Here is a 12,305-nt window from a genome sequence, read left to right on the forward strand (position 1 = left end):
CTCCCTGTAACCTGCATGTCATGTTCTCCAACTAGTTTTGGAGAGTATTTCAAGGACGCTGCCATGCCCCACGCCGAGCCTTCGGGCCTCCCCCATCGCCCCCTGACAGCAGTGCTTTTCGGGCTCAGCGGCTGCCTGGTGGACTTCGGCGCCCGCCTGCGCCTGCAATCCTCCATGCAACCTACAGCCGAACAAGCCCTGGCCACCCCTGGCGCGCTGGACACCCTGCACCACCTGCGCCAGCGAGGCATTCCCTGCGCCTGGCTCGAGCAGCTCTCCCCGGCCCAGGCCCGCCACCTGAGCGCCTCCCTGCCGGAATGGATCCACCCAGCGCCGAACGCCTGTAATCCCTGGCCCGCCCCGGATGCTTGCTGGCAAGCACTGATGGCACTCAAGGTCAAAGGCCTGGACGGTTGCGTCCTGGTCAGCGGTGAACCACACCTGCTGCAATCGGGGCTCAATGCCGGGCTCTGGACCATCGGCCTGGCATCCTGCGGCTCCCTGTGCGGCATGACGCCCAGTGAATGGCAGGCACTGGACCAGCAGGAGCGCGAGCTCAAGCGGGGCAAGGCGACGATGCAACTCTTCGGTTTGGGCGTGCACTCGGTGATCGATCACCTGGGCGACCTGAATACTTGCCTGGCGGATATCGAGCTGCGCCGGCTCAAGGGTGAAAAACCCTGACATAAGCCCGTTGATCAGGATCATGCACGGCGTTGGCGAGTGGATTACTCTAAATCCTGGGGGCATGGACCTTTGACCCTGGCTCGCGGTCCATCCCTGTGCCTATCAATGAAGGGAGAACGCCATGCCTGCCCGCGAACTGCAAGAACAACTCGACACCCTGCGCGAGCAATTGGAACAGAACCCACCGCTTTCGCCCGCCGAACGCGAGAACCTGCAGGAGCTGATGCAACAGATCGAAGTGCAGCTCAAGCTGGAGAGCAGCACCCATGACGCCAGCCTCGCCGATGGTGTCAACCTGGCTGTGGAGCGGTTCGAACTGGAACATCCCGCCATTGCCGGAACCCTGCGCAACATCGTCCAGACCCTGGGCAACATCGGCATCTGATCGACCAACGATCAAGCTCAAGCGAAAGCCCCGCCATGATGGCGGGGCTTTTCGTTTATTGGCGTACCAGGCGCTGGTTGGTGAAATCCATCGTTTCGGTACTGCGGTAAGGGTTGATATCCAACCCGCCGCGGCGCACGTAGCGCGCATAGACAGTGAGCTTCTGCGGCTTGAGCAGACGCTGCAGGTCGAGGAAGATCCGCTCCACGCACTGCTCATGGAAGTCCGAGTGCTGGCGGAAACTCACCAGATAGGCCAGCAGGCTGGCGTGATCCAGGGCCGCACCACGGTATTGCACCACCACGCTGCCCCAATCCGGCTGGCTGGTCACCGGGCAGTTGGACTTGAGCAGATGGCTGTGCAAGCTTTCCTCCACCACCTGCGAGCTGTCGCAGCGCAGCAGCTCGGGACGCGGATGCTCATAGCTGTCGACACTGATATCCAGGTCGTCGATGCACACGCCCGGCAGCGCCACCAACCCCTGCGCCTCGACCTCGCCCAAGCTGCGGACCCGCACGCCCACCGGCTTGCCCGCGGCAGCCGAAAGATCCTTGCCCAGGGTCGATTCGAGCGTGGCCCGGTCGGCGAACGGCGTCTGGTTCAGCGAGTTGAGGTACAGTTTGAAGGACTTGGACTCGATGATGTTCGGCGAGTCGGCGGGAATACTGAACTCAGCGATGGCCACCACCGGCTTGCCCGAGGGCAACAGCCAGGACAGCTCGAAGCAATTCCAGAAATCCACCCCCTTGTAAGGCAGGGTCTCGGCGCTCAAGCCCAGCTCGGCCCATTTCGCTGCCCGAGGAATCGGGAACAGCAACGAGGGTGTGTAGGTGGAGATGTATTCACTGGATTTGCCCAGCGGCGAATGTTCGGCTGCGGGATGCATGGCGGAAACCTGACTGAAGAATCAGCGGATTCTAACAGCCTTTGCTCCGCCATTGAGCCCCAGGAGCCTACGGACTGACCGTCAACTTGCCCACCATCCCGGCCTGGTAGTGCCCTGGGATATTGCAGGCGAACTCCAGGCTGCCGCTCTTGCTGAAGGTCCAGGTCAGCTCGGCCTGCTTGCCCGGCTCCACCAGCACGCTATTGGGATCGTCGTGCTGCATGCCCGGGGCCATCCCGGGCATGGCGCCATGCCCCATCGAGGCATGATCCATCGAGCCGTGCTCCATGGCCTTCATACCGGTGGGAGTCAGCATGCCACTCTGCTGCATCTGCAGCATTTCCTGCTGGTGCCGGGCATGCATCGCCGAATCGCCCAGGTTGAACTCATGCAGCAACTGCCCCTTGTTCACCAGTACGAATCGCACCGTCTCGCCAGCCTTGACCTCCAGCGCCTTGGGGGTGAACGACATGTCCCCCATCACCACTTCGATGCTGCGAGTGGCCTTGTTCGCCGGAGCCGGCTGGCCAAAATCATAGGACGCCGCTGGCGACGCCCACAGCGGCGTAGTCAACAACATCAGGCAGCCGCCAAGAAAGGAACGGCTTCGCAACAACACACTTTGCATACTCATTATCAAACCCCAACAAGAACGGAATCGAGCTTGTGTCAAACTTTAGGGCTGCGCTGCTGCCGGCTGGCTGACAGCTAGATTACAACTTTGTCAGCTTTACCTGTGCAACGCCCCTGCAAGGTATAAAGCCGGGGTTCCATATGCCAAGAGTCCTGCCATGAAGCTACTGATCGTCGAAGACCAACCCAAGACCGGCCAATACCTGCGCCAGGGCCTGAGCGAAGCCGGCTTCAATACCGAACTGGTGGCGGACGGCACCACCGGCCAGCATCTGGCCCTGACCGGCGACTATGCACTGCTGATCCTCGATGTGATGCTCCCCGGCCGCAGTGGCTGGCAGATACTGCAAGCGGTGCGCAGCGCCGGCCTGGAGATACCGGTGCTGTTCCTCACCGCCCGGGATGCCGTTGAAGACCGCGTGCACGGATTGGAGCTGGGCGCCGACGACTACCTGGTCAAGCCCTTCGCCTTCTCCGAGTTGCTGGCCCGGGTGCGCAGCCTGCTGCGTCGTGGTGGTAGCGCCACCCAGGAAACCAGCCTGCAACTGGCCGACCTGCGCCTGGACCTGATCCGTCGCCGGGTGGAACGTGGCAACCAGCGCATCGACCTCACGGCCAAGGAGTTCGCCCTGCTGGAGATGCTCCTGCGACGCCAGGGCGAGGTCTTGCCCAAGTCGTTGATCGCCTCCCAGGTCTGGGACATGAACTTCGACAGCGACACCAACGTCATCGAAGTCGCGATCCGCCGCCTGCGCCTGAAGATCGATGACGATTACCCCAACAAGCTGATCCATACCGTGCGCGGCATGGGTTATGTGCTCGAAGAGCGCCAGGCCTGATGCGCCGCCTTTCCTTGAGCGGGCGCCTGGCGCTGCTGTTCGCGGCCTGTACCGCCGTGGTGTCGCTACTGGCCGGAGTACTGTTCAGCCGCGCCAGCGAGGCGCACTTCATCGAGCTGGACCAACAACTGCTGGACAGCAAGCTGATCGCCCTGCGCAGTGCATTGCAGGATGTCACCACGGCGGCTGACTTTCCCCAGCACCTGGCCAGGTTGCAGGATGAACTGCGCCATCAACCAGACCTGGCACTGCGAATCGACGGCGCCGACGGCCAGGCCTGGCTCGACACCCTGCCCCCGCTCGACACCCCACTGCCCACCCCTGCTGGCCTGCACAGCCTGGACCTGGCCGGAACCGCCTACCGGATCTACAACGCGGCGCTGGTTCCCGGCCAAGCCAGCTCCCCCAGGCTGACCCTGATGCTCGACATCACCCATCACCAGCATTTCCTGCAACGCATGCAGAACCTGATCTGGCTCACCGTAGGGTTGTCAGCCCTGGCCACCGCCCTGCTGGGCGCCTGGGCCGCTCGCAGTGGCCTGCGTCCGTTACGGCGCATGAGTGCGGTAGCCGCCGGAGTTTCCGCCAGCTCGCTGACCCAGCGCTTGCCGGCAGAGCAGATGCCCGCCGAATTGGCAGAACTGGCCGGCAGCTTCAACGCCATGCTCGGTCGCCTCGACGAGTCGTTCCAGCGCCTCTCGGCCTTCTCCGCCGACATCGCCCATGAACTGCGCACGCCGCTGTCCAACCTCTTGACCCACACCCAGGTCACCCTGACCCGGCCCAGGCCTATCGAGGACTACCGCGAAGCCCTGCACAGCAATCTCGAAGAACTGCAGTGGATGGCACAGTTGGTCAACGACATGCTGTACCTGGCCAAGGCCGACCACGGTCTACTGGCCCCTCGACGCGAAATGCTCGACCTGGCCCATGAGACCGACGTGCTGCTGGAGTTCTACGGCCCCCTGGCCGAGGACGCGCAAGTCCACCTCAGCCGCGAGGGCAGTGCCCAGATTTCCGGGGACCGCGGCATGCTGCGCCGGGCCCTGTCCAACCTGCTGGACAACGCCCTGCGCTTCACTCCAGCCACTGGCTGGGTCAAGGTGCAAATCAGCGAAAGGCCTCGGGATTTGTGCCTGAGCATTGAAAACAGTGGCGAAGGTATCGCCAAGGAAGTCCTGCCGCACCTGTTCGATCGCTTCTACCGGGCCGATCCGGCGCGGCGCGAAGGCAGCAGTGAGCATGCCGGGCTGGGGCTGGCCATCACCCAATCGATCGTCAGGGCCCATGGCGGGCAGATCCATTGCGAATCGGGCCAGGGCTGGACTCGCTTCGTGATTGAGCTCCCGAAGAACACCTAACCCCTGTGCCACCCTCGCAGCACAGGGGTTCACGACTCAGGAGTAGCGCAGCGCCTGGGCCGGCTCGACCTTGGAAGCGCGCCAGGCCGGGTAGACGGTGGCCAGGAAGCTCAAGATGAACCCGGCGCTGCAGATCAACGCCACGTCACCGCCCTGCAGCTCCGAAGGCAGGTTGCTGACGAAGTACACATCCGAGCTGAAGATCTGCTGGCCGCTGATGCGCTCCAGCCACCCCACCAGCTCGCTCACGTTCAGCGCCGCCAGGACGCCCAGCACGCCGCCGATCAGGGTGCCGACGATGCCGATCACCGTCCCCTGGACCATGAAGATCGCCATGATCTGCCGCGGGGTGGCGCCGATGGTGCGCAGGATCGCGATATCCGCGCCCTTGTCGTTCACCACCATGATCAGAGTGGCGATGATGTTGAAGGCCGCCACCGCGACGATCATCAGCAGGAGCAGGCCGATCATGGTCTTTTCCATCTTCATCGCGCTGAACAGGCTGCCCTGGGTATGGGTCCAGTCATCGGCCCTGAAGTCCGCCCCCAGATCCTTGGCGATGCTCGCCGAAACCTGCGGCGCAGCGTACAGATCCTTCACCGCCAGGCGCACGCTCTGTACCTGGTTCGGCTGCCAGTGCTGCATTTCGGCGGCATCGGCCACGTGAATCAGGCCCATGGAGCCATCCAGCTCGGCACCGACCTTGAATACCCCCACCACATTCAGGCGCTGCATGCGCGGGGTGATACCGCCGGGGGCGCTACTGACTTCCGGCACGATCAGCGTCAGCTTGTCGCCGACATTCAAGCGAAAGCGCCGGGCCGTGATCTCGCCGATCACCACGCCGAACTCGCCTGGCTTCAGGTCCTGCAGGCTGCCCTGGACGATATGCTGGGCGACGATGGAGACCTTGCCTTCCTGGGCCGGATCGATGCCGCTGATCTGGATCGGCTGCATCGCGCCCTTGTAGGACAGCATGCCCTCCATCTCAGTGAACGGCACTGCCGCGGTGACTTGTGGATTGCTCAGCGCCGCAGCGGCCACCGGCTGCCAGTCATCGATGGGCTTGACCCCGACGATGGTCGCATGGGGCACCATGCCAAGGATCCGCGAACTCATTTCCCGCTGGAAACCGTTCATCACCGAGAGCACCACGATCATCGCCAGCACACCCAGGGCAAGGCCGATCATCGAGGTCATGGAAATGAAGGAAACGAAGCGGTTACGCCGCTTGGCGCGGGTGTAGCGCGTGCCGATAAAGATCGATAAGGGTCGGAACATGGGCAAGGCACCCTGGAAAAATTAATGACCCGGCGCCGCTGGGCTAACCACCGACGCCGCGTGCGGTCGCATCAGATTGCGACCAGGTGACCTTCTTGCAGGTGCAATACGCGATCCATCTGCCGGGCCAGGTTCATGTCGTGGGTCACCACCAAAAAGGCGGTGCGCATCGAGGTGCTGAGCTCCAGCATCAAGTCCTGGATGCCCTGGGCGGTATGGGAGTCGAGGTTGCCAGTAGGCTCGTCGAGCATCACCAGCCCAGGCTTGTTCACCAGGGCCCGGGCGATGGCCACCCGTTGGCGTTCGCCACCGGACAGTTCGGCGGGCTTGTGTTCCAGGCGATGACCGAGACCAACCCGCTCCAGCAGCGCCGTAGCCCGCTGCCGGGCTTCCGGGATCGGTGTACGGCCGATCAGCAGCGGCATGCAGACATTCTCCAGGGCGGTGAATTCCGGCAGCAGGTGGTGGAACTGATAGACGAATCCCAAGGCGCGGTTGCGTAGCTGGCCACGGGCCTTCTCACCCAGGGCCGAAAGCTCCTCCCCGGCCAGCCAGACGCTGCCCCTGGAAGGCGTATCCAGGCCGCCCAGCAAGTTGAGCAAGGTACTTTTACCGGAGCCGGAGCTGCCGACGATGGCCACTCGCTCCCCCGGGTGCAGCTCCAACTGCAGGCCAGACAGCACCACCACCGATTCCGGACCTTCCTCGTAGGATTTGCCCAGGTCGCGGCAGCTCAGGATTGCTTTTTCACTCATGCCCAACTCACTCATAACGTAGCGCCTCCGCAGGCTGGGTGCGCGCCGCACGCCAGGCAGGATACAGGGTGGCGAGGAAACTCAGGACCAACGCCGCGCCGCAGACCATCAACACGTCCTCGGCCATCAGCTGGGACGGCAGGTAATCGATGAAGTACACGTCGGCATTAAGGAATTTGTGCCCGATCAGGCGTTCGAGGCCGGCGATCGCAGCGCTGACATTCAACGCCGCGAGCATGCCCAGCACGGCGCCGATCAGGGTACCGACCACACCGATCACCGTGCCCTGGACCATGAAGATCGCCATGATGGTTCCTGGCGTCGCCCCCAGGGTACGGAGGATGGCGATATCGCCTTTCTTGTCGTTCACCACCATCACCAGGGTCGAGATGATGTTGAACGCGGCCACCGCGACGATCAGCAAGAGCAGCAGGCCGATCATGGCTTTTTCCATGCGGATGGCCTGGTACAGGTTGCCGTGGGTGCGGGTCCAGTCACGGGCGTAGAAATGGTTCTCGCCCAGCTCCTGGGCGATCTGCCAGGCCGTGCGCGGCGCCTGGAACAGGTCGTCGAACTTCAGCCGCAGGCCCTGGACCTGATCCGGCTTCCAGCGGTGCAGGCGCCCCAGGTCCTGGAGGTTGGTCAGGCCCAGGTAGCCATCGATCTCGCCAGCGCCAACGTGGAAGATGCCCACTACGGTAAAGCGCTTCATGCGCGGGAACATGCCAGCCGGCGTCACCGAGACTTCCGGGGCGACGAAGGTCAGCTTGTCACCCAGGCCGACACCCAGCTTGTTGGCGGCCTTGTCACCGATGACGATACCGAAACTGCCGGGCGCCAGGGCATCGAGCTGCCCCTGCTGCATGAAGTGGTCGATGATCGAGACCTGGCGTTCCTGGGCCGGATCGATGGCATTGAGCAGCACCTTCTGCACCTGGCCGTTGTTGGTCAACAGACCCTGCATCTGGGTGAAGGGCGCCACCGCCAGTACCTGGGGATTGGCCTTGACCTTGGCGGCCAGGCCTTGCCAGTCGCTGATGGGCTCGCCGGATTCGATAGTGGCGTGGGGCACCATGCCCAGCACGCGGGTGCGCATCTCATGGTCGAAGCCATTCATTACCGACAGCACCACGATCATCACGATCACGCCGAGGGCGAGTCCGATCATCGAAGTCAGGGAAATGAATGACACAAAATGATTGCGGCGCTTTGCACGGGTGTAACGCGTGCCGATGAAAGCAAACAGAGGTCTGAACATGTCGGGGCTTGTTCGGAGGAAAAGAAGACGTCCTTGTGGCGGGGCCTGGTAAGCAGCTTTACACTCAGACCACTGCCTCTACCATGGGTTCGCCATGTCGACATTAGATGAAGAAGATCGCCGCGAATACTACCGTATCGAGGACGCGATCGCACTGGAAATTAGCCCCTTGTCCGCCCACGATGCGGCGAGCAAGGAAGTGTTGCAGGATGAGTCCGCACTGTTCAATCTGCTCAGTGAATTGCACCTGAGCGAATTCGAATCCCAGCACCTGTTGCGTCAGGTCAGCGAGCGCGATCGCACCCTGGCCAGCTACCTCAAGGTCATGAACAAGCGCATCGACCTGCTCGGCCAGGTAGTGGCCCAGACCGTGCTCGGCAAGTTCGGCGAGCCGCAACGGGTGATCCTCTCGGAGGGGGGCATCGAATTCGGCCACCACCAGAGCTACCCGGCCGGTAGCCACCTGGCGCTGAAACTGCTGCTGATGCCCCAGGCCCTGGGCCTGCTGTTGCGAGCCAAGGTCACCCACTGCGAACCCCAGGGCTTCGGCACCTTTGAAATCGGCACCGAATTCGAAGCATTGACCGAGGCCCAGCGCCAGCTGTTGGCACGCTATATCATGCAGAAACAGGCCCAACAACGTCGCCTGGCCCGGGAACAGAACACTCCCGACACCCAATGAGCGCGCCTGACCCCTCTTAAAGGAACAACATCCGTGAAGGAGCAATTGTGACCCTGATCTATGGCCATCGCGGCGCCAAGGGCGAAGCGCCGGAAAACACCCTGACCAGCTTTCAGGAATGCCTCAAGCACGGCGTACGCCGCTGCGAGCTCGACCTGCACCTGTCCATGGACGGGGAACTGATGGTCATCCATGACCCGACCCTCAAGCGCACCACCGACCGGCGCGGCAAGGTCGTGGAGCACTCCGCTGCCGAACTGGTGACCTACGATGCACGCCGGGGCGGCCCGGGCTGGGTCAGCCCCTGCCCCATCCCGCGCCTGGAGGAGTTGTTCGAGAAATGCGACTTCGAGCACTGGCAGCTGGAGGTCAAGAGCGCCTCGCGCACCCGTGCCGCCACCACCGTGCTGGCGATCCGGGAAATGGTCCAGCGCTTCGGCCTGCTGGACAAGGTCACCGTCACCTCGAGCTCCCGGGAGGTCCTCAAGGCCGCCGTCGAGCTGACTCCGGACCTGTCCCGCGGACTGGTAGCCGAGTACGCCTGGCTCGACCCGCTGAAGGTCGCCCAGAGCTATGGCTGCCAGATGCTTGCGCTGAACTGGACCCTGTGCACCCCGGAACGCCTGCAACGGGCGCAGCGCCAGGGCCTGCATGTGTCAGTGTGGACGGTCAACGAGCCGGCGCTGATGCGCAGGCTCGCCGACTTCGGCGTAGATAGCCTGATTACAGACTTTCCCGGTTTGGCCAGCGCCACCCTCGAGAATTACTGAAATCGGTCTCCCCGGCCGGCTCAGGCCACCGGCCGGAGCCGCTCAAAAAAGCCGGTTGAGGCCGTCGTACGCTGCCACCCGATAGGCCTCGGCCATGGTCGGGTAGTTGAAGGTGGTGTTGACGAAGTACTTCAGGGTATTGAGCTCGCCCGGCTGGTTCATGATCGCCTGGCCGATGTGCACGATCTCCGAAGCCTGGTAACCGAAGCAGTGCACGCCCAGCACCTCCAGGGTCTCGCGGTGGAACAGGATCTTCAGCATGCCCTGGGGCTCGCCGGCGATCTGCGCGCGGGCCATGCCCTTGAAGAACGCCTTGCCCACTTCGTATGGCACCTTGGCCTGGGTCAGCTCCTGCTCGTTCTTGCCGATCGAGCTGATCTCGGGAATGGTGTAGATCCCGGTCGGCACGTCGTTGACGAAGCGCCAGCTGCCGTTGTCGACGATGCTGCCGGCAGCGGAACGCCCCTGGTCGTGGGCGGCACTGGCCAGGCTCGGCCAACCGATCACGTCACCGGCGCCATAGATGTTCGGCACGCTGGTGCGGTAGTTCTCGTCCACCTCGATCTGGCCACGGCCATTGACCTTGATCCCGATGTTCTCCATGCCCAGCTTGTCGGTGTTGCCGGTACGGCCGTTGCACCAGAGCAAGGCGTCGGCCTTGATCTTCTTGCCGGACTTGAGGTGCAGGATCACGCCGTTATCCACGCCCTCGACCCGCTCGTACTCTTCGTTGTGGCGCACGGTGATGTTGTTGTTGCTGAAGTGGTAGCTCAGGGCCTGGGAGATCTCGGAGTCCAGGAAGCTGAGCAACTGGCCGCGGTTGTCCACCAGCTCCACCAGCACACCCAGGCCGCTGAAGATCGAGGCGTATTCGCAACCGATCACTCCGGCACCGTAGACGATGAGCTTGCGCGGGGTATGGCCGAGGCTGAGGATGGTGTCGCTATCGTAGATACGCGGATGGTTGAAATCGATGTCCGCCGGGCGATAAGGGCGCGAGCCGGTGGCGATGATGATGTGCTTGGCCACCAGTTTTTCCACTACGCCATTGGCGCAAACCACTTCGACCGTCTGCTCGTCGGCGAAGCTGCCAGTACCGAAGAACACATCAACCCGGTTGCGCGCGTAGTAGCCGGTACGCGAGGCCACCTGCTTGGAGATGACTTTTTCCGCGCTCTTGAGCACGTCCGGGAAGGAAAACCAGCGCGGCTCGCCAATGGCCCGGAACATCGGGTTGGTGTTGAACTGCATGATCTGCCGGACCGAGTGACGCAAGGCCTTGGACGGGATGGTACCCAAGTGAGTGCAGTTACCGCCGACCTGGCGACGGCTGTCGACCATTGCCACCTTGCGCCCTGCTTTCGCGGCATTCATCGCCGCACCTTCTCCAGCGGGGCCTGAACCCAGCACCACTACGTCGTAGTTGTAGACAGCCATGCGTACTCCTCAGAACAGGCCGCGATGCCCTTCTGGCACCTACGGCTAAATCATGCCGCGGCCAGCGGCATGAAGGATCAATTTGGCTCGGTTACGAACCCGGGCACAGTCTATAGAAGCGACAACGCCGCGCACATTAACCCTTGGTCGCGTCGTAGGCTACTTTTGCCTGCACTACAGCGTGCGCGCCCTCATTGGCTCACTTGGGCCGCCCCGGGAACAACCGGTCGAAGGCCGGGTTGCTGCGTGTGACGAAACCTGTATTGGCACGCATCACGAAAAACGCGGCGATCGCCTGTTTTTCGGCATAGTCCCAGCCAGCCTCGGGGCCCAGGATGAGCAGCAGCGTCGACAAGCCATCGGCCATCAGCGCCGAAGGATGAACCACCGTTACCGAAGCGAGCTTGTGAGCAATGGGCCGCCCGGCCCTGGCATCGAAAGTATGGGAATAGCGCTGGCCGTCCTGCTCGAAGTAATTACGGTAGTCGCCAGAGGTGGAAACGCCATAGCCGTCCACGGCGATCACCCGCTCGGCCACCTGCCGGTCATCCCGGGGTTCCTCCAGGGCAATACGCCAGGGCGTGCCATCCGGCTTGCGCCCAACCGCCTTGAGTTCGCCGGTGGCCTCGGCCAGATAACTGGTGATACCCAGTGCCCCAAGACGCGCCGCGATACGATCCACCGCATACCCGGCAGCGATGCTGTTGAAATCCACCTCCACTGCCGCCTCCTTGCACAACTGCGATCCCTCGATGCGCAGCAGCCCATGCCCCACGCGCTGCCGCACCTCGGCCAGGGCTCCGGCGTCCGGGATCTTCTCTGCCCGCCCCTGGGGACCAAAGCCCCAGAGATCGAGCAGCGGCTCCACCGTCAGGTCGAAGGCCCCGTCGCTGTCACGGGACAACTGCTCGCCAACCCGCACCAGCTGCAACACCGGCTCGGGCATGGGTTGGCAAGCATGGGCCGGCAACCGATTGAATCGTTCGATATCCGAATCGCTGCGGTAAGTGGACATCTGGCGATCCACTTCAGCCAGGATCGCCTCGACCTCAGACTTGACCGCAGCTGCCTGCGGCCCTCCTGAAGGCCGGACATATTGCACCGACCAGGTGCTGCCCATGGTCGGCCCGGAAATGCTTTCCAAACGCTCCCCGGCACCACATCCAGCCAATAGCGCCATCACACCCCACAGCACCTGCCACTGCCTGCTACCTGCCAAGGTCATCCCTCCAGAACGGCCACCCGCAGGGCCTGCCCATCAAGCAAAAAGCCATTATGCGACAGACGGAACGGCATTCACCTATCCACTTCCCCTCAAAGACAAGGGCAAA

The 12,305-nt window shown here is 62.9% G+C and carries 13 protein-coding genes; 6 read left to right on the top strand and 7 right to left on the bottom strand.

Annotated elements, in window-relative coordinates:
• Positions 1–63 precede the first annotated feature (63 nt).
• Positions 64–684, top strand: a complete 621-nt coding sequence (locus ATY02_RS22700) for a phosphatase (protein ID WP_068587820.1) — start codon at positions 64–66, stop codon at positions 682–684.
• A gap of 124 nt (positions 685–808) precedes the next feature.
• Positions 809–1,072 (top strand): DUF4404 family protein, encoded by a 264-nt coding sequence (locus tag ATY02_RS22705; RefSeq protein WP_068587822.1) that lies wholly within the window; start codon positions 809–811, stop codon positions 1,070–1,072.
• Between the two features lie 55 nt (positions 1,073–1,127).
• On the opposite strand, the gene queF is transcribed toward ATY02_RS22705, so the two are convergent.
• Positions 1,128–1,958, bottom strand: a complete 831-nt coding sequence (queF, locus tag ATY02_RS22710; RefSeq protein ID WP_068587824.1) for an NADPH-dependent 7-cyano-7-deazaguanine reductase QueF — start codon at positions 1,956–1,958, stop codon at positions 1,128–1,130.
• Positions 1,959–2,025: 67 nt separating this feature from the next.
• Positions 2,026–2,538, bottom strand: coding sequence for a cupredoxin domain-containing protein (locus ATY02_RS22715; RefSeq protein WP_416220692.1), 513 nt, complete (start codon positions 2,536–2,538; stop codon positions 2,026–2,028).
• Between the two features lie 211 nt (positions 2,539–2,749).
• Between ATY02_RS22715 and ATY02_RS22720 the strand changes: the two genes are divergently transcribed.
• Positions 2,750–3,430, top strand: coding sequence for a heavy metal response regulator transcription factor (locus tag ATY02_RS22720; RefSeq protein ID WP_068587827.1), 681 nt, complete (start codon positions 2,750–2,752; stop codon positions 3,428–3,430).
• Entirely contained in the window at positions 3,430–4,791 is a 1,362-nt protein-coding gene (locus tag ATY02_RS22725; protein ID WP_068587829.1) for a heavy metal sensor histidine kinase, read from the top strand. Before ATY02_RS22720 ends, ATY02_RS22725 begins: the two co-directional genes overlap by 1 nt.
• A 36-nt stretch (positions 4,792–4,827) precedes the next feature.
• Here the strand turns inward: ATY02_RS22725 and ATY02_RS22730 are convergent, their stop codons facing one another.
• From ATY02_RS22730 to ATY02_RS22740, 3 genes are all read right to left on the bottom strand, one after another.
• The gene (locus ATY02_RS22730; RefSeq protein WP_068587831.1) at positions 4,828–6,072 is read right to left on the bottom strand and encodes a lipoprotein-releasing ABC transporter permease subunit; all 1,245 of its coding nucleotides are present in this window, start codon (positions 6,070–6,072) and stop codon (positions 4,828–4,830) included.
• A 71-nt stretch (positions 6,073–6,143) separates the two neighbouring features.
• Positions 6,144–6,827 carry a lipoprotein-releasing ABC transporter ATP-binding protein LolD gene (gene lolD, locus ATY02_RS22735; RefSeq protein ID WP_164487274.1) on the bottom strand — a complete coding sequence of 228 codons (684 nt, stop codon included), beginning with the start codon at positions 6,825–6,827 and terminating at the stop codon, positions 6,144–6,146.
• Positions 6,828–6,834: 7 nt separating this feature from the next.
• Positions 6,835–8,085: a lipoprotein-releasing ABC transporter permease subunit gene (locus tag ATY02_RS22740; RefSeq protein ID WP_068587835.1), complete on the bottom strand. Its 1,251-nt coding sequence runs from the start codon at positions 8,083–8,085 to the stop codon at positions 6,835–6,837.
• A gap of 94 nt (positions 8,086–8,179) precedes the next feature.
• Here ATY02_RS22740 and ATY02_RS22745 point away from each other — a divergent pair, with 94 nt between their 5' ends.
• Together ATY02_RS22745 and ATY02_RS22750 are read left to right on the top strand one after the other, a co-directional pair.
• A complete protein-coding gene (locus tag ATY02_RS22745; RefSeq protein WP_068587837.1) occupies positions 8,180–8,767 on the top strand; it encodes a PilZ domain-containing protein in 588 nt (195 codons plus the stop codon).
• Between the two features lie 47 nt (positions 8,768–8,814).
• Positions 8,815–9,537, top strand: a complete 723-nt coding sequence (locus ATY02_RS22750; RefSeq protein ID WP_068587839.1) for a glycerophosphodiester phosphodiesterase — start codon at positions 8,815–8,817, stop codon at positions 9,535–9,537.
• A 42-nt stretch (positions 9,538–9,579) separates the two neighbouring features.
• Here ATY02_RS22750 and sthA read toward each other — a convergent pair whose 3' ends face one another.
• Both sthA and ATY02_RS22760 read right to left on the bottom strand, forming a co-directional pair.
• The gene (gene sthA / locus ATY02_RS22755) at positions 9,580–10,974 is read right to left on the bottom strand and encodes a Si-specific NAD(P)(+) transhydrogenase (protein ID WP_031321327.1); all 1,395 of its coding nucleotides are present in this window, start codon (positions 10,972–10,974) and stop codon (positions 9,580–9,582) included.
• A 199-nt stretch (positions 10,975–11,173) separates the two neighbouring features.
• Positions 11,174–12,154 carry an FAD:protein FMN transferase gene (locus ATY02_RS22760; protein WP_068587898.1) on the bottom strand — a complete coding sequence of 327 codons (981 nt, stop codon included), beginning with the start codon at positions 12,152–12,154 and terminating at the stop codon, positions 11,174–11,176.
• Between the last annotated feature and the right edge of the window lie 151 nt (positions 12,155–12,305).

The sequence above is a fragment of the Pseudomonas sp. BIOMIG1BAC genome, assembly GCF_001705995.2.
Lineage (GTDB): Bacteria > Pseudomonadota > Gammaproteobacteria > Pseudomonadales > Pseudomonadaceae > Aquipseudomonas > Aquipseudomonas sessilinigenes.

Bases quoted from the DNA above. Each gene is read 5' to 3' on its own strand.
- ATY02_RS22760 (WP_068587898.1), bottom strand. From the start codon at position 12,154: ATGGCGCTATTGGCTGGATGTGGTGCCGGGGAGCGTTTGGAAAGCATT.
- queF (WP_068587824.1), bottom strand. From the start codon at position 1,958: ATGCATCCCGCAGCCGAACATTCGCCGCTGGGCAAATCCAGTGAATAC.
- lolD (WP_164487274.1), bottom strand. From the start codon at position 6,827: ATGAGTGAAAAAGCAATCCTGAGCTGCCGCGACCTGGGCAAATCCTAC.
- ATY02_RS22715 (WP_416220692.1), bottom strand. From the start codon at position 2,538: ATGTTGTTGACTACGCCGCTGTGGGCGTCGCCAGCGGCGTCCTATGAT.
- ATY02_RS22740 (WP_068587835.1), bottom strand. From the start codon at position 8,085: ATGTTCAGACCTCTGTTTGCTTTCATCGGCACGCGTTACACCCGTGCA.
- ATY02_RS22725 (WP_068587829.1), top strand. From the start codon at position 3,430: ATGCGCCGCCTTTCCTTGAGCGGGCGCCTGGCGCTGCTGTTCGCGGCC.
- ATY02_RS22705 (WP_068587822.1), top strand. From the start codon at position 809: ATGCCTGCCCGCGAACTGCAAGAACAACTCGACACCCTGCGCGAGCAA.
- ATY02_RS22730 (WP_068587831.1), bottom strand. From the start codon at position 6,072: ATGTTCCGACCCTTATCGATCTTTATCGGCACGCGCTACACCCGCGCC.
- sthA (WP_031321327.1), bottom strand. From the start codon at position 10,974: ATGGCTGTCTACAACTACGACGTAGTGGTGCTGGGTTCAGGCCCCGCT.
- ATY02_RS22720 (WP_068587827.1), top strand. From the start codon at position 2,750: ATGAAGCTACTGATCGTCGAAGACCAACCCAAGACCGGCCAATACCTG.
- ATY02_RS22745 (WP_068587837.1), top strand. From the start codon at position 8,180: ATGTCGACATTAGATGAAGAAGATCGCCGCGAATACTACCGTATCGAG.
- ATY02_RS22700 (WP_068587820.1), top strand. From the start codon at position 64: ATGCCCCACGCCGAGCCTTCGGGCCTCCCCCATCGCCCCCTGACAGCA.